The following is a 21,434-nucleotide window of genomic DNA, read 5'->3' on the forward strand; positions in this document are numbered from 1 at the left end:
CCCGGCGGGCCGATCCGGCGCGCGCCGGGGCAGTGCGGGCCGGGGTGCTGCGCGCGGGGGCCGGGACCGGCAGGTCCGCATTGCCGAGGGCGGTTCCGGCGGCCTGTTGGGTGACGGCGGCGTCGCTGGCCGCCTGGTCGGCGATGGCGTTGAGGTGGTCACCGTCCGCGCGGTGGGCGGGAACGTAGCGGAATTCCACGTCCCGCTCGCCCAGCAGCCCGTCGATGCGTTCGACGAGCTCCCGGTTGGCCACCGGCTTTCCGGCCGCGGTCTTCCACCCGTTGCGCTTCCACGCGGGGAGCCACTGCGTCACCGCCTTCATGGCGTACTGGGAGTCCATCCGCACCTCGACGGCCGTTCCGGGCGTGAGCGCCTCCAACAGCCGCTGCAGCGCGGTGAGTTCACCGACGTTGTTGGTGGCCCGGCCCAGTGGGCCGGCCTCCCAGCGCTCCGGGCGCCCCTGGGCGTCCGCGACGACCCACGCCCATCCGGCCGGCCCGGGATTACCCTTCGCCGCCCCGTCGCAGGCGGCAATGATGCGATCAGACATGCCCTGATCATGCCCCACGCGCGCGGTGTCCCCGGCGGCGGTACGGGTGAGGGGGCGTACACGCGTTTCCTCACCCGACGTGTTTACCGGGCGCGAATTTGGTGACACGAAATAGTGACAAGTCATCAGAATGCGACGAAAGGCAGGAACATGTCCCTGTTCGCCGTTCTCATCATCGGTCTGGTCGTCGTGGTCATCGCCCTGATCGCCGCCGGCCCCGACATCCCGGCGAGGCGCAACCCCTCCGTCCGCCGCACCCGCACCCGCCTGACCACCGTCCCCGCGCCCCGTGGGGGCCGGCACCGCACGCAGTACTGAACCGTCCTCGCGAGGGCCGCGCCGTACCGCGCCGCGCGGCCGCTCGACCGTCACACTGGGTGCACGGGGCGGGCCGCAGCGAGTGAGGAGGAGGACGGGGACCGATGTCGCGGAGCCGCGCCGACGCGCACACCCTGCACCCCCGCCACGAGCGCCGCGGCGAGTCGAGGTGGCCCGCCGTGCTGGCCACGCTCATCGCGGCACTCCTCTACCTGGTCCTGCCGCGGCAACTGCTGCTGATCACCCCGCGGTACCTGGTGCCCGCCCTGGAGCTGCTGCTCCTGCTGCCGCTCATCGCCATCAACCCGCGACGGCTGACCCGTCAGACCGCCACCTTCCGCTTCCTGTCCCTGGCGCTGGTCCTGGTCATCGTCGCCAGCAATCTCGTGGCGCTGGGCATCCTCGTCCACGAGCTGCTCCACGCCCAGGTCGCCGACGGGCGCGCGCTGCTGGTCGCGGCGTTCCAGGTCTGGATCACCAACGTCGTCGCCTTCGGGCTCGCCTTCTGGGAGATGGACCGCGGGGGCCCGGTCAGCCGCACCCAACTCCCGCGCGAGGAGCTGCCACTGGCGGACTTCCGGTTCTCCCAGGACGAGAACGACGACGCCGTCGGCGAGGTCGCCGCCGGTGCGAGCGGGGCCTCCGACTGGGTCCCCACCCTGGTCGACTACCTCTACGTGTCCCTCACGAACTCCACGGCCTTCAGCCCGACCGACACCATGCCCCTGTCCCCGCGCGCGAAGTTCCTGATGGCCATCCAGTCCGTCGCGGCCCTGCTGACCTCCCTCCTCGTCATCGCCCGGGCCGTGAGCATCCTGCACTGACCGCGCGCGACCCGATGGGCGGGCCCCGCGTCCGCCCCGGGCGGCTACGGGAGGTCGGCGGGCGGCGGCCCGGTCTCCGCCTCGTACTGGTGCGGGGCGTCCCCCTGCCACTCGATCACCCGCGCGTCGCCGAGGACCAGCTCGTCCGGATCGGGCACCTCGATCCGTCGCAGGAACTCGATCACGTCGGAATCCGCGTGGGCGATCCCCAGGGCGGTCTCGTGGCCCTGGACCCTGATCGTCACCCGCCGGCCACCCGACGAGGCGATCCTGTGCACGACGATCGGCGCATGCTCCATGGCCCCAGCCTGCCCGAGACCCGCCGGCCGGGCATCCCGGGCGCCGCCGTGCGGGCCCGGGCCGCACCCCGGGTGGCGTAGGGGTTACGGCCCGGGGGCGCCCGCGTTCCGGTAGGTGCCCTTGTCGTGAACAGGCAAGAAAATCAACGCAGTTGGCGTTGACGGCCGCGGCTCTACGCGCGTCATCATGGCGCCATGAGAATCCCCCCGCGCCTCGTCGCCCTCGCCGGCGTCGCAGCCGCCGCCGCCACCCTCATCGCGGGACCCGTCGCCGCCGCGGCTCCCGTTTCCCCCGCCACCGCAGCCGCCACCGCCTCCTCCGTATCGGTGAAGGCGGTGGGCAGGATCTGTTACTCCGCGCTGCCCTCCCAGGCGCACGACACCCTCGACCTCATCGACCAGGGCGGACCGTTCCCGTACTCCCAGGACGGCGTCGTCTTCCAGAACCGCGAGGGCCTGCTGCCCGGTCACACCACGGGCTACTACCACGAGTACACCGTCATCACCCCCGGCTCGCCCACGCGCGGCGCCCGCCGGATCATCACCGGGCAGCAGTGGCAGGAGGACTACTACACCGCCGACCACTACGCCTCGTTCCGCAGGGTCGACTTCGCCTGCTGATCCCGGCTCCTCCCACAACCGGCCGCCGTACCGCCCCGCCCGGGGCGGTACGGCGGCCGTCGTCCGTGCGGCGCGGCCGCTACGACGGCTGGAGGACGGAGAGGATGTTGCCCGCGGGATCGGTGAACCAGGCGATGAGCGGGCCCCCCTGGCGGACGACCCCCTTCTCGTCCTGCTCGAAGCCGGGGTACCGCTCGAAGCGGATGCCGCGCCCGGCCAGCCGGTCGACGGCGGCGTCGATGTCCTCGACGGGGAAGTTGAGCACGGTGAAACCGGCCGGAGCGTGGTCGTCCTTCGGGTACACGAGGATCTCCGTGCCACCCGCGATGTGGAGGGTGAGCAGGCCGTGCTCCTCGGTCACCCGCAGGCCGAGGGTCTCGCCGTAGAATTCCTTCGCCCGCTGGATGTCGTCCACGGCGAATCCGCTGAATGCCCTCGTGTCGCTGAACACGCGCCGTCCTCCCGGTATGCGTCCCGACGGCCGACAGCAGGCGGCCGACTGCCAAGAGTGCCGACCCGGCCGCGCGCGTGCGGAGCCTCCGCACCGGCGCGCGCCACCGGTTCCCCCGAAAGCACCAGCCCGGTCCGTTGGGGCGGGAGCGCTCTCCGGGCCGCCGGACACCGGATACCCTGCAGGTCCCGACGCAGCCGCTCTGCTGCCGACCGCGACAGGAATGGAGCCCGCCGTGCCGGAGCAACCCACCGGACACCGACCCACTCTGGAAGCCGTCGCCGCGCGCGCCGGGGTTTCCCGGGCGACGGTCTCACGTGTGGTCAACGGCGGTGCGGGGGTGCGGCAGCCCGTCGCGGACAAGGTGCGCGAAGCCGTGGCCGAACTGGGCTACGTACCCAACCCGGCGGCCCGGACCCTCGTCACCCGGCGCACCGGGGCCGTGGCGGTCATCATCGCCGAGCCGGAGGTCCGCATCTTCTCCGACCCCTACTTCTCCCAGCAGGTCCGCGGCATCAGCAAGGAACTCACCGCCCACGACACCCAGTTGGTGCTGCTGCTGGTGGAAGGGCCGGATGACTACGAGCGGATCGCCCGTTACCTGGCCGGCGGCCACGTCGACGGGGCGCTCGCCTTCTCCCTGCACACCGACGACCCGCTCCCCGCGATCGCGGCCCGCATCGGGCTGCCCACCGTGTACGGCGGCCGACCCGCGTGGACCCCGGCCCCGGGCGGACCCGCCGGAGTGACGTACGTCGACGCCGACAACCGGGGCGGGGCGCGGCTGGCCGTACACCACCTCGTCGGCATCGGCCGCACCCGCATCGCGCACATCGCCGGCCCCGACGACATGACCTCGGCGACCGACCGCCTCGACGGCTACCGGGACGCCCTGCCGCCCGCCTGCCCGCCGATGGTGGCCGAAGGCGATTTCACGGTGGAGGGCGGGGCGCGGGCGATGGCGGACCTGCTGGAGCGGCATCCGCGACTCGACGCCGTCTTCGCCGCCAGTGACCAGATGGCGGTCGGTGCGCTGCGCGTCCTGCGGGAGCGGGGCCGGCGCGTACCGCAGGACGTCGCCCTGGTCGGCTTCGACGACATGCGGTCGGTGGCCGAGTGCGCCGATCCGCCGCTGACCACCGTCCACCAGGACATCGAGGGCATGGGTCGGATGATGGCCCGGCTGCTGCTGGGCGCTCTGGACCGCGACCGCGGGGGGATCATCACCCCGACCTCCCTGATCACTCCGACCGCGCTGGTGCGCCGCGACTCGGCCTGACCCGGCGCGCGAGGCGTCCCGTCCGGGCGCCCGTCCCGGGCACCCCGCCCGCCCCCGGGTTCCCCGTCCGCCCCCGGCGCCCCGTCCGGGCCGCCTCCCCGGACCCGCCTTCCGGCGGTCAACCACGCCTGCCCGCAGAGCCGTTACGCGTTCATGTCTTGACGGGAAGATCCGGGCGGGGCACTCTCCAGACGCAGTGTCTGAGAGCGCTCTCAATCGTGTACGCCGAACCCAGGGGAGATCAGCCATGCCCAGATCCCGAGCCGCCACCACCACCGGCATCCGTGCCGGCACCACCCCCGCCAGAACCCGGAGCGTCGCCCTGCGCCTCGGCGCGGTCGCCCTCGCCGGGGCCCTGCTGGCCGCCTGCGGATCCGGCGCGGACCCCGAGGGCGCCGCTGCGGGCGCCGGGGGCAGGGTCACCGTCACCGTCGACCTCTTCGGCTCGTTCGGCTACAAGGAGGCCGGGCTCTACGCGGAGTACGAGAAGCTGCACCCGGAAATCACGGTCAAGCAGACGGACACCGAGGACGAACAGGACTACTGGAAGTCCCTGCAGACCCGGCTCGCGGGCGGGGGAGGCCTCGCCGACGTACAGGGCGTCGAAGTCGGCCGGATCGCCGCGGTGACCCAGCAGCAGGCGGACAGGTTCGAGGACCTCACCGCCTACGGGGCCGGCGCGCTGCGGAACTCCTTCGCCGACGCCAAGTGGGCGGCGGCCACCACCAAGGACGGCAAGGTGCTGGGCCTGGGCACCGACGTGGGACCCGAGGCCATGTGCTACCGCCGCGACCTGTTCGAGAAGGCCGGACTGCCCACCGGACGCGAGGAGCTCGCCGCCCAGTGGTCCACCTGGGACGGGTACCTGGAGCTGGGCCGGCGCTACCGCGACCACGCCCCCGACAAGAGCGCCTGGCTGGACAGCGTCGGCAGCCTCTACGCCGTCATGACCGGACAGGCGAAGGAACGTTACTACGACGCCGCCGGCGCGCTGGTCTACGAGACCAACCCGGCCGTCAGGACGGCGTGGGACACCTCCGTGCGCGCCGCCCGGGACGGACTGAGCGCCAAGCTCGACCAGTGGTCCCCGCCGTGGAACCAGGCCTTCGCCGCCGGTTCCTTCGCCACCCTCCCGTGCCCCGCCTGGATGCTCGGCTACATCAAGGGCCAGGCGGGCGACGCCGGCGCGGGCAAGTGGGACGTCGCCGCGCTGCCGGGCGGCGCCGGGAACTGGGGCGGCTCCTACCTCGCGGTCCCGCGCGCCGCGAAGCACAAGAAGGAGGCCTACGCGCTCATCCAGTGGCTCACCGCCCCCGAACAGCAGGCCCGGCTCTTCGAGAAGCAGGGCTCCTTCCCCTCCTCCACCGGCGCGATCGCCAAGGTCGCCGACGTCAAGGACCCCTACTTCTCGCAGGCCCCCACCGGCCGCATCTTCGGCGACGCCGCCAAGGCCGCACCCGTCCAGGTGCTCGGAGCCGCAGACAAGACCATCGCCGACCAGATCACGAACGCGCTCAGCGAGGTCGAGCGCAAGGGCACCGCACCGGACAAGGCGTGGGAGACCGCGAAGAAGGGCGTACGCAACGCCACCGGCTGACCCCCGCCGACACCGCCCCCGCCGCCGACCGCCCCCGCTCCTGCTGCCGACACCGCCCCCGCCGCCGCTCCCGCCTCCAGCCGCGCGCGCCGCCGACACCGCTCCCGCCGTCGCCCCCGAAGGGCCCGCCGATGACCCACCCAGCACCCGCCACCGCCGCCGCAGGCACCGGCACCGGACCCCCGCCCCCCGTCCGACGGGCCCGGCGCTCCCTGGCCCCGTACGCCTACGTCGCCCCGTTCTTCACCCTCTTCGCCGCCTTCGGCCTCTTCCCGCTCCTCTACACCGCCTACGTCTCCCTCTACCGCGTCGAACTCCAGACGCCCGGAGCGATGCAGTGGAGGGGCCTGGGCAACTACGCGGCGCTCTTCTCCGACAGCTACTTCTGGACCGCGCTGCGCAACACCTTCACCATCGGGGTCCTCTCCACCGTCCCCCAGCTCGCCATGGCCCTCGGCCTCGCCCACCTGCTCAACCGCCGCCTGCGCGCCCGCACCTTCTTCCGCACCGCCGTCCTGCTCCCGTACGCCACCTCGGTCGCCGCCGCCACCCTCGTCTTCGCCCAGCTCTTCGGCCGCGACTTCGGTCTCGTCAACCAGCTCCTCGGCCTCACCGGCATCGGCCCGGTGGACTGGCAGACCGGCACCGTCGCCTCCCAGCTCGCCGTCTCCTCGATCGTGGTGTGGCGCTGGACCGGCTACAACGCCCTGATCTACCTGGCCGGCATGCAGAGCATCCCGGCCGAGCTCTACGAGGCCGCCGAACTGGACGGGGCCTCCGGCTGGCGGCAGTTCGTCCACGTCACCCTGCCCGGACTGCGCCCCACGATCGTCTTCACCGCCGTCGTCTCGACCATCGGCGCCACCCAGCTCTTCGGCGAACCGCTGCTCTTCGAAGGCTCCGTCTCGGGGGGCATCTCGCACCAGTACCAGACCCTCGGCCTCTACCTGTACGAACAGGGCTGGGGCTTCTTCCACCTGGGCCGCGCCGCCGCGATCGCCTGGGTGATGTTCCTGCTCATCCTGGTACTGGTCGGCGCCAACGCCCTCCTCGTCCGCAGCCGTTCCCGCAGGGAGGCCACCCGATGACCGCCGTCACGGCCCCACCCCCGCGCCGGGCGGCCGCCGGCCGGCCCGCCGCCCCCGTCCGCCGGCGCCGCCGCTCCGGCGGACCGCGCCGCGGCGGCCGGCTCGCGTACGCGGTGCTGACCGCCGCCGTGCTGGTCTCGGCGTTCCCGTTCTACTGGACGATCGTCGCGGCCAGCCGTTCCAACGCGGACCTCGCGAGGACCCCGCCCTCGCTGCTGCCCGGCCCGGACCTGATGGACAACCTCCGGCAGGTCCTGGAGGAGGCCGACATCGGCAAGGCCCTGCTCAACTCCCTGATCGTCTCCGGCTCGATCACCGTCGGCACCGTCCTGTGCTCCACCCTCGCCGGCTTCGCCTTCGCCAAACTGCGCTTCCGGGGGCGGGGGCTGCTGCTCACCCTCACCGTGTCCACCATGATGATCCCGCCGCAGCTCGCGGTGGTCCCGCTCTTCATGCTGATCGCCCGGCTCCACTGGGTCAACCAGCTCCAGGCCGTCGTCCTGCCCGGACTCGTATCGGCCTTCGGGGTGTTCTTCATGAGGCAGTTCCTCGTCCAGTCCCTGCCCGACGAACTGATCGAAGCGGCCCGCGTCGACGGAGCCTCCACGGCCCGCATCTTCCGGTCCGTGGTGCTGCCGATCGCCCGGCCCGGCATGGCCGTGCTCGGCCTGCTCACCTTCATGACGGCGTGGAACGACTTCTTCTGGCCCGTCGTCGCGCTCTCCTCGCAGGAACCGACCGTGCAGGTCGCGCTCCGCCAGCTGGGCGGCGGCTACGTCCACGACCAGTCCGTGATCATGGCCGGCACCCTGCTCGGCACCCTTCCCGTCCTGCTGGTCTTCGGCCTCCTCGGCCGTCAGATCGTCGGCGGCATCATGCAGGGCGCGGTCAAGGGCTGACGCCGCGCCCCTCGCACCCGTACCCGCCCGCCGTTCCGTTCCGTTCCGTTCGTTCACCCTGACACACCCCGGGAGTTCCCCTCCGATGACCGCCGTCGACGCACGACCCGACACCACGCCGCTCCTGCGATTCCCCCGGGGATTCCGCTGGGGGACGGCCACCGCCGCCTACCAGATCGAGGGCGCGGCCACCGAGGACGGCCGCACCCCGTCCATCTGGGACACCTTCAGCCACACCCCCGGCAAGGTCCGCAACGGCGACACCGGAGACATCGCCGCCGACCACTACCACCGCATGCGCGAGGACGTCACCCTCATGAAGCGCCTCGGGGTGAGCGACTACCGCTTCTCCGTCTCCTGGCCCCGGGTCCAGCCGACCGGCCGCGGCCCGGGCTCCCCGCAGGGCCTGGACTTCTACCGCCGTCTCACCGACACGCTCCTGGACGCCGGGATCCGCCCGGTCGCCACGCTCTACCACTGGGACCTGCCCCAGGAACTGGAGGACGCGGGCGGCTGGCCCCGACGGGAGACGGCCGACCGCTTCGCCGAGTACGCCTCCCTCACCGCCGGGGCCCTCGGCGACCGGGTGGCGACCTGGACGACCCTCAACGAGCCCTGGTGCAGCGCCTTCCTGGGCTACGCCTCGGGGGAACACGCCCCGGGCCGCACCGACCCGGCCGCCGCCCTGCGCGCCGCCCACCACCTCAACCTCGCCCACGGGCGTGCCGTCCAGGCGCTGCGCGCCTGCGCGGCGCCCTCGGCCGAGGTCTCCCTGACCCTCAACCTGCACGCCGTGCGCCCGCTGACGGACTCCGCGGCCGACCGCGACGCCGCCCGCAGGATCGACGCCCTCGGCAACCGGATCTTCCTCGACCCCGTCTTCCACGCACGGCTCCCGCAGGACCTGGTCCGCGACACGGCACCGCTCACCGACTGGTCCTTCGTGCGCGACGGCGACCTGCGGACCGCCTCCGCGCCGGTCGACTCCCTCGGCGTCAACTACTACGCCCCGACCGTCGTCGCGGCGGGCGACTGCCCGGCGCCCTCGCCCTGGCCCGCGGCCGAAGGGCACGTGCGCTTCCCGCGCCTCCCCGGCCCCCGGACCGCCATGGACTGGCCGATCGACGCGGAGGGGCTCTACGGGCTGCTCACCGCGCTCGCCGAGGAGCTGCCCGGCGTACCGCTGCTGGTCACCGAGAACGGGGCGGCGTACGACGACTACGCGGACCCGGCCGGCCGGGTCCGCGACCCGGAACGGATCGCCTACCTCCGGGCCCACCTGGCCGCCGTACACCGGGCGATCGGGCGGGGGGCCGACGTACGCGGGTACTTCCTGTGGTCGCTGCTGGACAACTTCGAGTGGGCGCACGGCTACGGCAAGCGGTTCGGCATGGTCCACGTCGACTTCGCGTCCCAGCGGCGGACACCGAAGGACAGCGCCCGCTGGTACGCCGACGTCATCGCGCGCGGCGGCGTCGTTCAGTAGGTGAAGGCTCCGGACCGCGCCCGGGTTTTACGTGTTCACCTCTTGCCCGCCTGTGGGGCGGAGGAGCACAGTAGCGGCGCACCCGTTCCATGAGAGCGCTCTCATCCCCCCACCGGCCAACCCCCAGAAAGGGTTCCCATGAGAGTCGGACCCCCACAACGAGGACTCCTGAGGCGAGCGGCCCTCGCCGTCGCCGCACTGCTCCTGCCGGCCGCCGCCGTGATCGTCGCCATCCCCGCGGACGCCTCCGTACCCGCCGACCCGGCCGGATGGACCTCGGTCTTCCGTGACGACTTCAACGGTCCGGCGGGATCCGGGATCAACGGCGCCGACTGGCAGTACACGACCGGGACGAGCTACCCGGGCGGCCCGGCCGGCTTCGGCACGGGCGAGATCGAGACGATGACCGCCGACCCGTCCAACGTCTCCCTCGACGGCGCGGGCAACCTGCGGATCACCCCGCGGCGCGACGGCGCCGGCAACTGGTCCTCGGGCCGCGTCGAGACCAGGCGCTCCGACTTCCGCCCGCCCGCCGGCGGCAGGCTGCGCGTCGAGGCCCGCGTCCGGATGCCGGACGTCACCGGCGCGGCGGCCAAGGGCTACTGGCCCGCCTTCTGGATGCTGGGAGCCCCCTACCGGGGCAACTGGTGGAACTGGCCCGGCATCGGCGAGATCGACATCATGGAGAACGTCCAGGGCATCAACAACGAGTGGGCCACGATGCACTGTGGCACCAGCCCCGGCGGACCGTGCAATGAGACCACCGGCATCGGCGGGCAGCGGGTCTGCTCACCGACCACCTGCCAGGGCGGCTTCCACACCTACGCCGCCGAATGGGACCGCGGCACCAGCCCCGAAGAGGTCCGCTTCTCCCTCGACGGCGTCACCTTCCACACCGTCCGCGCGGACCGGATGGACACCGCCACCTGGAATGCGGCGACCGGCCACGGCTTCTTCCTCATCCTGAACGTCGCCATGGGCGGGGCGTTCCCCGGGGCCTTCGGCGGCGGCCCGGACGCCGGCACCGAGCCCGGTCACCCCATGACGGTGGACTACGTGGCGGTCTGGCAGAGCGGCACGGGCACCACCACCCCGCCCACCACCCCGCCCACGACCCCCACCCCGCCGACCGGAGGCCGTGACGCCTACGCGGCGATCCAGGCGGAGTCCTACGACGGCCAGGCGGGCCTGGCGACCGAGACCACCACCGACACCGGCGGCGGCCAGGACGTCGGCTCGGCCGCCCATGGCGACTGGGCCCGCTACCGGGGGGTCGACTTCGGCACCTCGGCCGCGACCCAGTTCCGGGCCCGCGTCGCGAGCGGGGCGGCGGGCGGGGTCAGCGGACTGGTCGAGGTACGCCTGGACAGCCGCACGAACCCCCCGATCGGCAGCTTCGCCGTCGCCGACACCGGTGGCTGGCAGAGCTGGCGGACCGTCCCGGCGAACATCTCGGGAGTCACCGGCACCCACGACGTCTACCTGACCTTCACCAGCGGCCAGCCGGCCGACTTCGTGAACGTCAACTGGTTCGAGTTCGGCCACTGAGCACGGGCCCGGCCGGTCCGTCCGGCCCGGCCGACCGGGCCGGACGGTTCCCGTGCGCGCCGGGCACCCGGCGTGATAGTCCTCCTGCCATGGGAGATCTGGTGACGGCGCGGCTCGTGCTCCATCCGATGACCGGCGACGAGGCCGGGCGGCTGGCGGCGGGCGAGCCGCCCCGCGGCGCCCGATGGGCGACCGGATACCCCGCCGACGGCGATGTCGTCGCCGCCGAGCGCTTCCTGCGGACCCTCGCGGACACCGGGGACCCCGGGCCCTTCGGCACCTATGAGATCCGCCGCCGCGAGGACGGCGCCGCGATCGGCGGCGCGGGCTTCCACGGCCCCGCGGACGAGCACGGCCGCGTCACGATCGGCTACGGTCTCGTCCCCTCGGCGCGGGGCCGGGGGTACGCCTCCGAAGCCCTCCGCGCGCTGCTCGTGTGCGCGCGGGCCCACGGCGTGACGTGCGTACGGGGCGACGCCGATCACGAGAACACCGCCTCCCACCGCGTCATGACGGCTGCCGGCATGTGGCCCGTGGGAGAGGACGAACGCGTCACGTACTTCGAGATCGCCTGGACCGGCACGACCACGACGGTCCGGACGCCCGGCTAGCCGCCCCGCACCTCGGTGTTCTGGCAGGCGTTCAGCAGCCAGGTCCCGTCCTCCTGCTTGGTCATGACGTACAGCGGGGCGCCCTCCGTGTCGCCCTCGGCCGAACGGTAGACCTGCCGGACCTTGACGGCCGCGACGTCGGGCCGCAGGAACTGCGTGTGCACCGCCTCGTAGGTGACCTCGCCGTCCCAGTTCGCCCGGGGCAGGACGGCGCGGGTGAACTCGGCTATCGCGTCGAAGCCGATGAGGACCTTGCCGTGCGCGGTGGTCCAGAGGGCGTCGGGGTGGAAGAGCGCGAGGAACCCCTCGGCGTCCTTGGCGCGCTGGGTGCGCTCGACGGTGGCGACGACCTGTTCGATGGCCTTGATGTCTACGGCTTCGGTGTCCATGCGGATCAGTCTGAGACCTCAACTCGGATTGAGGTCAAGTGCGGTGGCCGTCGAGCCCGCCCGGACGCCGCCTAGGAAACCGCGTACCACTGGCTGGCCCAGCCGGTGTTGATGGTGCTCGTCGCCTGCTCACCGAGGTTCAGGGTGGCCGGCAGCGAGGTCTGGCCGGTCAGGACGGTGCTGTAGCGGAGCCTGGGCGGCGTCAGGCCGGCGTTGACCGAGATTCCGGCGCCCGTGGACTTCAGGGTGAGGGCGTTGGTGGCCCAGTTGCCGTTGAGCAGGAGGGCGATGAAGTAGGTCCCCGGGGCGGCGGTGAACGGCTTGGCCAGGGGCAGCGGTTTGGCGATCGCCTCCGTCATCAGCTGCGGGGAGATGTCCGCGGTGGCCGAGAGCAGGGCGCCCTTGTCGTCGTAGACGCCCAGGTAGCAGTTGGAGAGCTGTGCGCCCGGGTCGATGCCGGCCAGGCCCAGCCAGATGTTCGACCACGTGATCTGTTCGCGCAGCACGATCCGTACCAGGGTGACGCGCCCGCCGACCCCCGCGGCCGACTGGGCGGTGACGTGCCCGGCGTCATTGGGGTCACCGGTCCAGGCGAGGAGGTTCTGGTCCTGTGGCCGGGGCCCCTCGTACCCGCCCGCACCGCCTTGCGCGGGTGCGGGGGCCGACGCGGCGGAACCGGCCTTCCCGTGCGGCTCCTCGCCCGACGAGCTGCAGCCCGCCAGGACGAGCAGCGCGGTGAGCGCGGCGGCCAGACGGGTCGTGGCGGTGGTGGTGCGCGTGCGCATGGCTGGGTCCCCCGTGAGGTGCGGTTGTGCCGACGCGCCATGGTCACACGGGCCGTTCACCGGCCCGCCACCCACCCGGCCCACGCACCCGCAGCCCGGCCACGCGCCCGCCGCGGGTGACGCCCGGGCGGGCGCCCACCGCGGCGGACCGGGACGGACCGTCAGCCGTCGATGCGGTGCTGGGTCCAGAAGGAGGTCAGGTCCGTGGCCGTGGCCGCCTGGGCGGCCGCCTTGAACTCGGCCGTGGTCGAGACCCCGTACCAGTGCGAAGTGGCGTAGTCCTTGAGGACCTTGGCCATCGCGGTGTCACCGAGGACGCGCCGCAGATCGTGCAGGGCGCACTTGCCGTAGCCGTAGACGACGGTGGAGTACCGGGAGGAGTGGGCGTCCCAGTAACCCATGTTGTTGGTGATCTTCTCGGCCGAAGAAGCCCAGGAGACGCTGTTCCAGCAGCCGGTTCCGGTCTTGTTCTGCGCCAGGTCGGTGGCGTAGTCGGTGAAGGCCTCGTCCAGCCAGGGGCTGGTGTACTCGTCATCGCCGACGATGCCGTACCACCACTGGTGCGCGATCTCGTGGGTGAGTGCCGTGGTGCTGACCAGGTCCAGGACGAACCCGGGGTACTCCATCCCGCCGAACCAGTAGTTGTTGTCGATCACCGCGTCCAGCTCGCCGTACGGATACGCCCCGAAGCGGGCCGAGTGGGCGTCCACCGCGGACGTGGCGGTGCTGAGCATCGACTGCGCGTCGGACGAACTGATGCCCGAGACGGAGTAGATGTTGACCGGGGTGCCGCCGGCCGAGGTGCCGGAGATCTTGCTGAACGGACCGGCCGCCCAGGCGAAGTCGCGGACCTTGGTGGCGGTGGCGGTGGTGATCGTGCGCCCGCTGGTCCCGGGGGTGTCGACGGAGGCGCCGGTGGCCGGTACGAGCAGGGTACTCGGGTGGTCCAGGGTGACCTTGAAGTCGGAGGCCAGGGAGTAGAAGGACTCCCCGTTGTTGGTGTACGGGTCCAGGTGCCAGCCCGCCCCGTCCCTGACCGCGAGCACGGGCAGGGCGTTGCCGAGCATGCTGAAGGCACCGTCGTAGCCGAAGCGGTCGGCGCCGCTGGGCACGGTGATGCCGAGGTCGAAGCCGATCGTGGCGCTCTGCCCCTGGGTCAGCGGGGCGGGCAGGTCGATCTTGAGGGCCGTGCAGCCGACGCTGAGCGCGCCCGCGGTGCCCCCGGTGACGTTGGTGACCGTGATCGGCATGGCGGAGCAGGTGCCGTGGTAGTTGTCCCACAGCCGCAGGTACACCTCGCTGAGCGCGGTGGCCGAGGAGTTGGTGAAGGTGGCGCTCTCGTGCCCGGTCCAGCCGGTTCCCGCGGTGTTGCTGCTGAGGCTGACGGTGTACGAGGGGGCGGACGGGGTACGGGTGGAGTCCCCGGGCGGGGTGGTGCCGCCGGAGGTGTCGAGGGCCACGTCGTCGACCACGAAGCTCGTCCGGAGGCTGGAGTCCTCGGTCCCGGTGAAGGCGACGCTCACCGTCTGGCCGGCGAAGGCCGAGACGTCGAAGGACTTCTGTACGTAGCCGGTGTTCCTGTCCAGGTTCGAGTAGGTCGCGAGCGTCGTGCTGCCGATCTTCGCAGTCAGCTTGTCGTACTTCGTGGACGTGGTGGTCTCGGCGGTGTCGATGTGCAGCCAGAAGGTGAGGGTGGCGCTGCTGCATCCGGAGGGGATCGTGACGCTCTGGGACAGCGTGTCGGTGTGCGTGCTGCCGACGCCGTTCAGCCAGGCGAAGGAGGACCCGCCGTGGGCGTTCTGGCCGGCTCGGTTGGTGATGAGGCCGGCCTGCGACTGGCTCCAGGGCGAAGTGCCGCTCTCGAAACCGCCGTTGGTGACGACCTGGGCCGGGGTGCAGGCGGCGGCCCGCGGGGCGGGGGCCGGTGCGGCGGTCGCGGGGGTGGCGGTGACCGAGGCGGCGGCCAGCGCGGCGACGGCCAGCACGGTCGTCGCGAGGGCCTTGTGGGGGGTGGATCTCACACGGAACTCCTTTGAGGCGGCCGGGATCCCGGCCTGCTCGGTGACCGCCCGGACGGCGAGGGTGCGCCGGAGGGCGGCCGGGGGCTGTGCGCGTCGCTCGCGCGAGCGCGGTGGTGAGATGGGTGCGGTGGCGCCCGGGTCGGGGCGACAACTGCCGGAAGCCTTACAGATTTGACGCGGGCATGCCATCAGGGGTGGGTAAAGTGTTGTCGAGCCCCGCCTTTGCCGACCCTCGTGTCGGTGGCTCGGTGGCTCGGTGGCTCGGTGGCTCGGTGGTGCCGCGGATGACTGCCCAGCCGCGGGGCACCGAACACCCACCCCTTCGCGCCCGGAGCCGCCCCGCGAGCCCACGCGCCCCGGCTCGCGTACGCGGGGGCGGGTCGGTGCGCCGGTGACCCCGAGCAGTCGGCCGCGCGTGCCACCGGGTCGGATTCCCCCGTCCTGCCTATGGTGAGAGGAGTGCAAGGCCGAACGGTCGCACGCGGGCAGGTGGAGTGTGTGGGCGCTACCGGTATCGACTTCGAAGCGGTCTTCCGGGCCCTGCCGGGCGCGGTCGCCCTGCTGACCAGGGACCTCGTGTTCGCCGACGCCAACGAGGCCTACCTGCGGCTGTCGGGCCGCGCGCGGGAGGAGATCCTGGGCCGCTACGTCTTCGACGTCTTCCCCGACAACCCCGACGACCCGGCCGCCACCGGCATGCGCAACCTGCTCGCGTCCCTGCGCAGGGTCGCCACCACCGGGGAAGCCGACAGCATGGCCCTGCAGCGCTACGACGTGGAGGACCCCGACCAGCCGGGGACCTGGGAGGAGCGCTACTGGAGCCCGGTGAACGTACCGGTGTTCGGCCCGGACGCCTCCGTGCTGCTCGTGCTCCACCGGGTCGAGGAGGTCACGGAACTCATCCGCGCCCGCGGCACCCGCGGCGGCGGAGACCGGGCCAGGGTCCTGGAAGCGGAGCTCTACACCCGGGCCCGGGAGCTCCAGGAGCTCAACCAGCGCCTGCGCGAGGCCCACGCGCGCGAACGCGAGGTCGCACTCCACCTCCAGCGGGCGATGCTGCCCGAGTCCGACCCGCTGGGTCACCACAGCGCCGCTGTGCGCTACCGGCCCGCCACCGGATCCCTCAACGTGTGCGGCGACTGGTACGACCTGTTCGACCTGCCCGGCCGTCGGTACACCGCGGTCGCCGTCGGGGACGTCGTCGGCCACGGACTGCCCGCCGCCGGTGTCATGGGCCAGCTCCGCAGCGCCCTGTCCGCCGCCTCCCGGGTCGCGGAGGGCCCCGCCCAGGCCCTGGAGGTCCTGGGCCTCTACGCCCGCTTCGTCAAGGGCGCCGAGTCCGCCACCGCCGTGTCGGTCTTCATCGACTGGTCCGGCCACACCCTCACCTACAGCAGCGCCGGTCACCTCCCACCGGTGCTCTGCCACCCCGACGGCACCGTGACCTTCCTCGACCGGGCGACCGACCCCCCACTGGGCGCCCGCCCCGAACACGTGAGCCGCCCCCAGAGCCGGACCGGCTTCACCGAGGGCTCCACCCTCGTCCTCTACACCGACGGACTCGTCGAGCGGCGCCACGAGGACATCGACATCGGCCTGCGCCGGCTCGCCGACTCCGTCATCCGCCACCGGAGCGCCGACCCCGAAAGACTGGCCGACGCCCTCCTGATCGACCTGGTCCCGCCCGCCGGCATCACCGACGACACCGCCCTGGTCGTCCTCCGCCTGTGACCGTGCGGCGGCCGGCGGTCCCGGGCGGACGGGCGGCGGGAGACGGCCGCCCGGCCGGAGACGACCGCGGCCTCAGGCCGCAGGCTGCTCGACGACGCTGGTGCCGCTCCCCTCCTGGGACTCCCACGTCCAGGTCTCCTCCAGGCGCAGCCGTCCGTCGGCGAGGGCCCTCACGAGCGAGACGCAGTGCCCGGACGCGGTCGTGCCGTCGAGCCGGAGCTGGACGTAGCGGAAATCGACGGTGTCACCGGACCGGGTACCGACCAGGTGCCCCCTGACGACATCCCCGCCCCGGTACTCGGCCCAGACGTGGCCGTCCCGCTCGTGGTACTCGAAACGGGTCTGCAGGCCGACCTGGCCGGGCGCCTGATCGGCCACCGGGACGAAGACGAGACCGTCGAGCGAGCGCGCCATGGGTGGCTCCTGGGGGCAGAGGTCGAAGCGGGCCGGGTCAGGACCGCGGCTCGCCGCACCGCGGAGCGCGGACACGGCGGCGATCGCCCGTACGAGACGATCCCCCGCGACTCTACCCCGCCCGTCGGCGTCCCCGTCCGAAGGGGGCGCCCCGCAGCAACAGCGCTTGCCTCCCCGGTGATTGGCCGGGCATCGCGCGGCACGCACCACCGCTAGGGACCAACACCCGGAGCGCCCCCGGAGCGCGGGCAGGCGCGGCAGACCCGGCCGCTGCGGCGCACCGCGGACGGCCGACGGCGGCTGATGTGGCCCGCGGCGCAGCGGATGAGGTGGGGCGAGTGGACGCCGAGCCAGAGGGATTCGAGGAGCACCGCGCCGACGGCCGCCAGACGCTCCACGAAGGCCGCCGAGGCGGCGGCCGGGTCCTTGCGCGCGCAGGTCCGGCACAGGCCCTGTCCCTGCTGGACGTTCGACGGGCGCGGGGCGCACAGATGGCCGGCCGCGCAGCGGACCCGGTGCGGGGTGGCGTTGCCGAGCCAGACGGGTTCGAGGAGCTGCGCGCCGACGTCGTCGAGGCGCGTGTGGAACGCCGCCTCCGCGCGTAACGAATGAGCGGGACGACGAGGCTGAGGCTGGTACACGGGCTCCCCCGGGATGGTGCACGACCGGCGAGTGGATACGGACACCGCCCATTTCACCTGAATCCGCACACCGGACGCCACCGCCGCCCGTCGGCACCGGCATCTCCCGCCGACCCGGTACCGCGCCGAACGGGAGAATCGGTCGACCGATGCCCCCTGCCGAGGAGTTGGACGTGACCGGATCCCAGGAGTTCTTCGCCGCCTACGACGCACTGCTCGCCCGCTGGCCCGAGGGCACCACCGAGATCGATGTCCCCACCCCGTACGGCACCACCCGGGTCCACGCCCACGGGCCCGCCGAGGCCACCCCGCTCCTCCTGCTGCACGGCGGCGGCGCCACCGGTGCGGTCTGGTTCGCCAACGCCCGTGCCCTCGGGGCGCGTCATCGGGTACTCGCCGTCGACATCCTCGGAGACGCCGGCCGCAGCACGCGCCGGGGGCGCCCGCTGCGCACCACCGCCGACCTCATGGGCTGGCTGGACGCACTGCTGGACGGCCTCGGCGCATCCCGCGCGCACCTGCTGGGCCATTCCTACGGCGCCTGGATCGCCCTGACGTACGCCCTGCACGCCGCGCGGCGCGTCGACCGGCTGGTGCTGCTCGACCCGACCCAGTGCTTCGCCGGCTACCGCCCGGCCTTCCTGCTGCGGTCCCTGCCGGTACTGGTGCGCCCGACGGCGGCCCGCGCCCTCGCCTTCCTGGACCGCGAGACGGCGGGCACGGACACCGATCCGCAGTGGAAGCGGCTCTACGCGCTGGCGGCATCGGGGTTCCCGGACCGCAAGCTGGTCGTCGGCCGCCGCCCGGACCCCGCCGCGCCGGCCGTCCCGGTCCTGGTCCTCCTCGCGGGCCGCAGCGGCGCCCACGACGCGGCGAAGGTCGCGGCCCGCGCCCGCAGGGCCGTACCGCACGCCCGCGTCGAAACCCTCGCCCACCTGACGCACTTCGCGCTGCCCACCGCGGCGCCCGCGGAGATCGACCGCCGGGTCGCCGAATTCCTCGCCGCCGGTGAGGAGGCCGTCGCCGCACCGGAGGAGGCCTGAACGAAGATCCTCCAGGGCGTTCCGGCAGAGCCGTCGAGGTTCCCTGCGGGTGCGCGGTTCGCCCGAGTGGGGGAAGCTGGGCATGGCCTCAGGGCCGACAGCAGTCCGGACGGGCGAGGGAGGCTCCGTGGACGCTTCAGGAGACGAACGGCTCATCCGCACGCCCCGGAGCGGCCTGCGGACGGCCACCGTGCTGTGCGCGGCCGCCGCCCTGGCCGTGGCGGCCGTTCCGGCGGCCGCGCGACCCGCGGCCCCACCGGAGCAGGACCCCGTGGTGCTCGTCGACTGCTTCCAGCAGGCCCAGGTGCGCCCCGACGACTACGTGCTGGCCTGCGGCGACGGCAACAACCGCCTCGTCCGGCTGCACTGGGACAGCTGGGGTCGGCGGACCGCGACGGCCACCGGAATCGACATGGCGAACGACTGCCGGCCCGACTGTGCGACCGGCCGGTTCCGTTCCTATCCGGTGAAGGTAACCCTGAGTGACCCGGACCAGTGGCCGGCCGCTCCCGATCTGCGGCGCTTCACGAAGATCAGGCTCGTCTACCCCTACGCCTCGCCGACTCCGATCCCGAAGGACGTGACGTACAAGCTCGACTACTGAGGCCCTCCTGGACGCGGACCGCGGCGGCCCCCGCCCACCACGGAGCCCCGGGACACCATCCCGGGGCTCCGTGCACTTCGCTGACCTCCCCGTTCAACGAGCGTCCGGGGGCGGGGTCACGCCCGGATCCGGACGAGCGGTCCGAGGCCCGGCCGCGTGGCCGGCGGGGCCGGGATCCGCTTACGGTGGCATGGTGGGCCTTCCCCACCGGCGCGGCCCACCACCCGCCGGGGACCGGTCCACGCGCCGCGGCTCCGGGCCCGCCCCGGGCCCCAGCCGCCACGGCGCTCCCGTCCCGGAGAAGGGAAGGGCGCCACCATGTCCGCTGCCACCGAGCCGGTCCCGTGCCGGCCCCCGGCCGCCGCCCGCACCCGCCGGCCGCGCCGTACGCCGGTACGGGTCGCCGTGATCGGGATGGTCGCCGCGCTGTGCGCGACCGCGACGAGCGGCGGCGCCCGGGCCATCGTCAACGGGCACGACGCCGCCGGGCCCTACCCGTTCATGGTGTCCATCCCGATGACCTACGTCTACGGCTCCGAACGGATCGAGGGGGTGTGCGGCGGATCGCTGATCGCCCGCGACTGGGTGGTCACCGCCGCCCACTGCGCCGAGGAGACGGCGACCTCCCACCCGGCGGGCACCGTCAGGGTCGGCAGCGAGCGCCGGCACTCGGGCGGCACGGTCCGCACCATCGTCGAGAAGGTCGTCCACCCCGGCTACGACGGGCGGGAGGGCCGCTCGCACGACGACATCGCCCTGCTCCGGCTGGACCGTCCGGTCCCGCAGCAGCCGATCGAGATCGCCGCACGGGCGCCCCGGGTGGGCGCCGACACGCGCATCCTCGGCTTCGGAGCCCTGGCCGACGTACAGACCGCCGAGGACTGGGTGTTGTCCGAGCGGCTGCAGGAGCTGGACACGCGAAGCGCCGCCCCCACCGTCTGCCTCGGACTGAAGGCCGCCGACGAGCTGTGCACGACCAGCCGGGAGCCCGGCGCCATGGCCTGCTACGGAGACTCCGGCGGTCCGCAGATCCAGCGGACCGGCGGCCGTTGGAGGCTCGTCGGCGCCACCTCCGGCGACGGCGACCACGCCGTGGACCCCAAGTGCGGCGACGGTCCCGGAATATGGACCTCGGTCCCCGCCTACCGGGCCTGGCTCGACGCGACGATGCACGGCGGACCGGCGGTGCGGAAGGGAACCGGCGGGCCGCCCGGTGCGTTCTGAAGGGCGTACGGGGACCGCAAGAGCCGTAGGGGAGCGCATCGTGGGGACCACAGGAGCCCGTCCGACCCGTCGTGCCGTGCTGACCGCCACAGCGGGAGCGGTGGTGGCGGGGATCCCCCTGGGCGGGTCCGCGGCCTCCCCGGCCTCCTCGGCGCCGCCGGCGAAGGGGGACGTCCTGCGGGAGCTGCGCGCCCTCGAACGGGAACACTCCGCCCGCCTGGGGGTGTACGCCCGGGACACGGCCACCGGCCGGACCGTGCTCCACCGGGCGGAGGAGCGTTTTCCGATGTGCTCGGCCTTCAAGACCCTCGCCGTCGCCGCGGTCCTGCGCGACCTCGACCGCGACGGGGAGTTCCTGGCGAAGCGCCTCTTCTACACCGATCGGGAAGTGAAGGATTCCGGATTCGGTCCCGTCACCGGCCTGCCCGAGAACCTGGCGGCCGGCATGACCGTCGAGCGGCTGTGCGCCGCGGCGGTCTGCCAGAGCGACAACGCCGCGGCGAACCTGCTGCTGCGGGAGCTGGGAGGCCCGGAGGCGGTCACCCGTTTCTGCCGGTCGGTGGGGGACCGCACCACCCGGCTGGACCGCTGGGAGCCCGAACTGAACTCCGCCGAGCCCGGCCGGACGACCGACACCACCACCGCGGGCGCCATCGGGCGGACCTACGAAGCGCTGGTCCTCGGCGACGCGCTCGCCGCGCGGGACCGCGAGCGGCTCACCGGATGGCTCCTGGCGAACACCACGAGCACCGAGCGCTTCCGCAGGGGCCTGCCCGCCGACTGGACCCTGGGCGACAAGACCGGCGGAGGCTCGTACGGCACGAACAACGACGTCGGCGTCGCCTGGCCCCCGCACCGCCCGCCCGTGGTGATGGCCGTTCTGACGACCCACGACCGCCCGGACGCGGTGGCCGACAACCCGCTCGTGGCCAAGGCCGCGGCGCTCCTGGCGGCGGCGCTCGGCTGACGGCCACCCGCTTCGGCGGGCCACCCGCCCCGGCTCCCTCGGGC

The 21,434-nt window shown here is 73.2% G+C and carries 23 protein-coding genes; 15 read left to right on the plus strand and 8 right to left on the minus strand.

The window, feature by feature from the left end; genetic code table 11:
• Positions 1-550, minus strand: a 550-nt coding sequence (locus ABZW32_RS19480; protein ID WP_356217463.1) for a ribonuclease H, incomplete at its 3' end; no start/stop codon positions are given.
• Between the two features lie 150 nt (positions 551-700).
• Here ABZW32_RS19480 and ABZW32_RS19485 point away from each other — a divergent pair.
• Both ABZW32_RS19485 and ABZW32_RS19490 read left to right on the plus strand, forming a co-directional pair.
• Positions 701-868 (plus strand): hypothetical protein, encoded by a 168-nt coding sequence (locus ABZW32_RS19485; protein WP_356217465.1) that lies wholly within the window; start codon positions 701-703, stop codon positions 866-868.
• Positions 869-972: 104 nt separating this feature from the next.
• A complete protein-coding gene (locus ABZW32_RS19490; RefSeq protein WP_356217467.1) occupies positions 973-1,692 on the plus strand; it encodes a hypothetical protein in 720 nt (239 codons plus the stop codon).
• 44 nt (positions 1,693-1,736) lie between these two features.
• Here ABZW32_RS19490 and ABZW32_RS19495 read toward each other — a convergent pair whose 3' ends face one another.
• Positions 1,737-1,991 carry a hypothetical protein gene (locus ABZW32_RS19495; protein WP_356217469.1) on the minus strand — a complete coding sequence of 85 codons (255 nt, stop codon included), beginning with the start codon at positions 1,989-1,991 and terminating at the stop codon, positions 1,737-1,739.
• Positions 1,992-2,186: 195 nt separating this feature from the next.
• Here ABZW32_RS19495 and ABZW32_RS19500 point away from each other — a divergent pair, with 195 nt between their 5' ends.
• Positions 2,187-2,612: a ribonuclease domain-containing protein gene (locus ABZW32_RS19500; protein WP_356217471.1), complete on the plus strand. Its 426-nt coding sequence runs from the start codon at positions 2,187-2,189 to the stop codon at positions 2,610-2,612.
• 79 nt (positions 2,613-2,691) lie between these two features.
• Here ABZW32_RS19500 and ABZW32_RS19505 read toward each other — a convergent pair whose 3' ends face one another.
• Positions 2,692-3,063 (minus strand): VOC family protein, encoded by a 372-nt coding sequence (locus ABZW32_RS19505; protein ID WP_356217472.1) that lies wholly within the window; start codon positions 3,061-3,063, stop codon positions 2,692-2,694.
• 235 nt (positions 3,064-3,298) lie between these two features.
• On the opposite strand from ABZW32_RS19505, the gene ABZW32_RS19510 reads away from it, so the two are divergent.
• The 7 genes from ABZW32_RS19510 (at position 3,299) to ABZW32_RS19540 (ending at position 11,571) form a co-directional block, all read left to right on the plus strand.
• The gene (locus tag ABZW32_RS19510; protein ID WP_356217474.1) at positions 3,299-4,342 is read left to right on the plus strand and encodes a LacI family DNA-binding transcriptional regulator; all 1,044 of its coding nucleotides are present in this window, start codon (positions 3,299-3,301) and stop codon (positions 4,340-4,342) included.
• 247 nt (positions 4,343-4,589) lie between these two features.
• Positions 4,590-5,939 carry an extracellular solute-binding protein gene (locus ABZW32_RS19515; RefSeq protein WP_356217475.1) on the plus strand — a complete coding sequence of 450 codons (1,350 nt, stop codon included), beginning with the start codon at positions 4,590-4,592 and terminating at the stop codon, positions 5,937-5,939.
• Positions 5,940-6,070: 131 nt separating this feature from the next.
• On the plus strand, positions 6,071-7,027 hold the full coding sequence (locus ABZW32_RS19520; RefSeq protein ID WP_356217477.1) for a sugar ABC transporter permease: 957 nt from the start codon (positions 6,071-6,073) through the stop codon (positions 7,025-7,027).
• Between the two features lie 113 nt (positions 7,028-7,140).
• Complete coding sequence (locus ABZW32_RS19525) at positions 7,141-7,926, plus strand: carbohydrate ABC transporter permease (RefSeq protein WP_356217594.1); 786 nt, start codon at positions 7,141-7,143, stop codon at positions 7,924-7,926.
• 85 nt (positions 7,927-8,011) lie between these two features.
• Positions 8,012-9,412, plus strand: coding sequence for a GH1 family beta-glucosidase (locus ABZW32_RS19530; RefSeq protein ID WP_356217478.1), 1,401 nt, complete (start codon positions 8,012-8,014; stop codon positions 9,410-9,412).
• 138 nt (positions 9,413-9,550) lie between these two features.
• Positions 9,551-10,960, plus strand: a complete 1,410-nt coding sequence (locus ABZW32_RS19535; RefSeq protein ID WP_356217479.1) for a glycoside hydrolase family 16 protein — start codon at positions 9,551-9,553, stop codon at positions 10,958-10,960.
• A gap of 89 nt (positions 10,961-11,049) precedes the next feature.
• Positions 11,050-11,571, plus strand: a complete 522-nt coding sequence (locus ABZW32_RS19540; RefSeq protein ID WP_356217481.1) for a GNAT family protein — start codon at positions 11,050-11,052, stop codon at positions 11,569-11,571.
• Here ABZW32_RS19540 and ABZW32_RS19545 read toward each other — a convergent pair.
• From ABZW32_RS19545 to ABZW32_RS19555, 3 genes are all read right to left on the minus strand, one after another.
• Positions 11,568-11,960 (minus strand): SgcJ/EcaC family oxidoreductase, encoded by a 393-nt coding sequence (locus ABZW32_RS19545; RefSeq protein WP_356217482.1) that lies wholly within the window; start codon positions 11,958-11,960, stop codon positions 11,568-11,570. The genes ABZW32_RS19540 and ABZW32_RS19545 overlap by 4 nt on opposite strands.
• A gap of 71 nt (positions 11,961-12,031) precedes the next feature.
• Positions 12,032-12,745 carry a hypothetical protein gene (locus ABZW32_RS19550; protein ID WP_356217484.1) on the minus strand — a complete coding sequence of 238 codons (714 nt, stop codon included), beginning with the start codon at positions 12,743-12,745 and terminating at the stop codon, positions 12,032-12,034.
• Between the two features lie 161 nt (positions 12,746-12,906).
• Complete coding sequence (locus ABZW32_RS19555) at positions 12,907-14,766, minus strand: M1 family aminopeptidase (protein ID WP_356217486.1); 1,860 nt, start codon at positions 14,764-14,766, stop codon at positions 12,907-12,909.
• Between the two features lie 498 nt (positions 14,767-15,264).
• Between ABZW32_RS19555 and ABZW32_RS19560 the strand changes: the two genes are divergently transcribed.
• Complete coding sequence (locus tag ABZW32_RS19560; protein ID WP_356217488.1) at positions 15,265-16,497, plus strand: SpoIIE family protein phosphatase; 1,233 nt, start codon at positions 15,265-15,267, stop codon at positions 16,495-16,497.
• A gap of 72 nt (positions 16,498-16,569) precedes the next feature.
• Here ABZW32_RS19560 and ABZW32_RS19565 read toward each other — a convergent pair whose 3' ends face one another.
• Both ABZW32_RS19565 and ABZW32_RS19570 read right to left on the minus strand, forming a co-directional pair.
• The gene (locus ABZW32_RS19565; protein WP_356217489.1) at positions 16,570-16,911 is read right to left on the minus strand and encodes a hypothetical protein; all 342 of its coding nucleotides are present in this window, start codon (positions 16,909-16,911) and stop codon (positions 16,570-16,572) included.
• A gap of 212 nt (positions 16,912-17,123) precedes the next feature.
• On the minus strand, positions 17,124-17,552 hold the full coding sequence (locus ABZW32_RS19570) for a hypothetical protein (protein ID WP_356217490.1): 429 nt from the start codon (positions 17,550-17,552) through the stop codon (positions 17,124-17,126).
• Positions 17,553-17,701: 149 nt separating this feature from the next.
• Between ABZW32_RS19570 and ABZW32_RS19575 the strand changes: the two genes are divergently transcribed.
• From ABZW32_RS19575 to bla, 4 genes are all read left to right on the plus strand, one after another.
• Positions 17,702-18,595, plus strand: coding sequence for an alpha/beta hydrolase (locus tag ABZW32_RS19575; protein ID WP_356217491.1), 894 nt, complete (start codon positions 17,702-17,704; stop codon positions 18,593-18,595).
• Between the two features lie 127 nt (positions 18,596-18,722).
• Positions 18,723-19,199 (plus strand): hypothetical protein, encoded by a 477-nt coding sequence (locus tag ABZW32_RS19580; RefSeq protein WP_356217492.1) that lies wholly within the window; start codon positions 18,723-18,725, stop codon positions 19,197-19,199.
• A gap of 318 nt (positions 19,200-19,517) precedes the next feature.
• Positions 19,518-20,423 carry a serine protease gene (locus tag ABZW32_RS19585; RefSeq protein ID WP_356217494.1) on the plus strand — a complete coding sequence of 302 codons (906 nt, stop codon included), beginning with the start codon at positions 19,518-19,520 and terminating at the stop codon, positions 20,421-20,423.
• Between the two features lie 40 nt (positions 20,424-20,463).
• Entirely contained in the window at positions 20,464-21,390 is a 927-nt protein-coding gene (bla, locus tag ABZW32_RS19590) for a class A beta-lactamase (RefSeq protein WP_356217496.1), read from the plus strand.
• Positions 21,391-21,434: the final 44 nt, after the last annotated feature.

Source organism: Streptomyces sp. NPDC004667, from assembly GCF_040609475.1.
GTDB lineage: Bacteria > Actinomycetota > Actinomycetes > Streptomycetales > Streptomycetaceae > Streptomyces.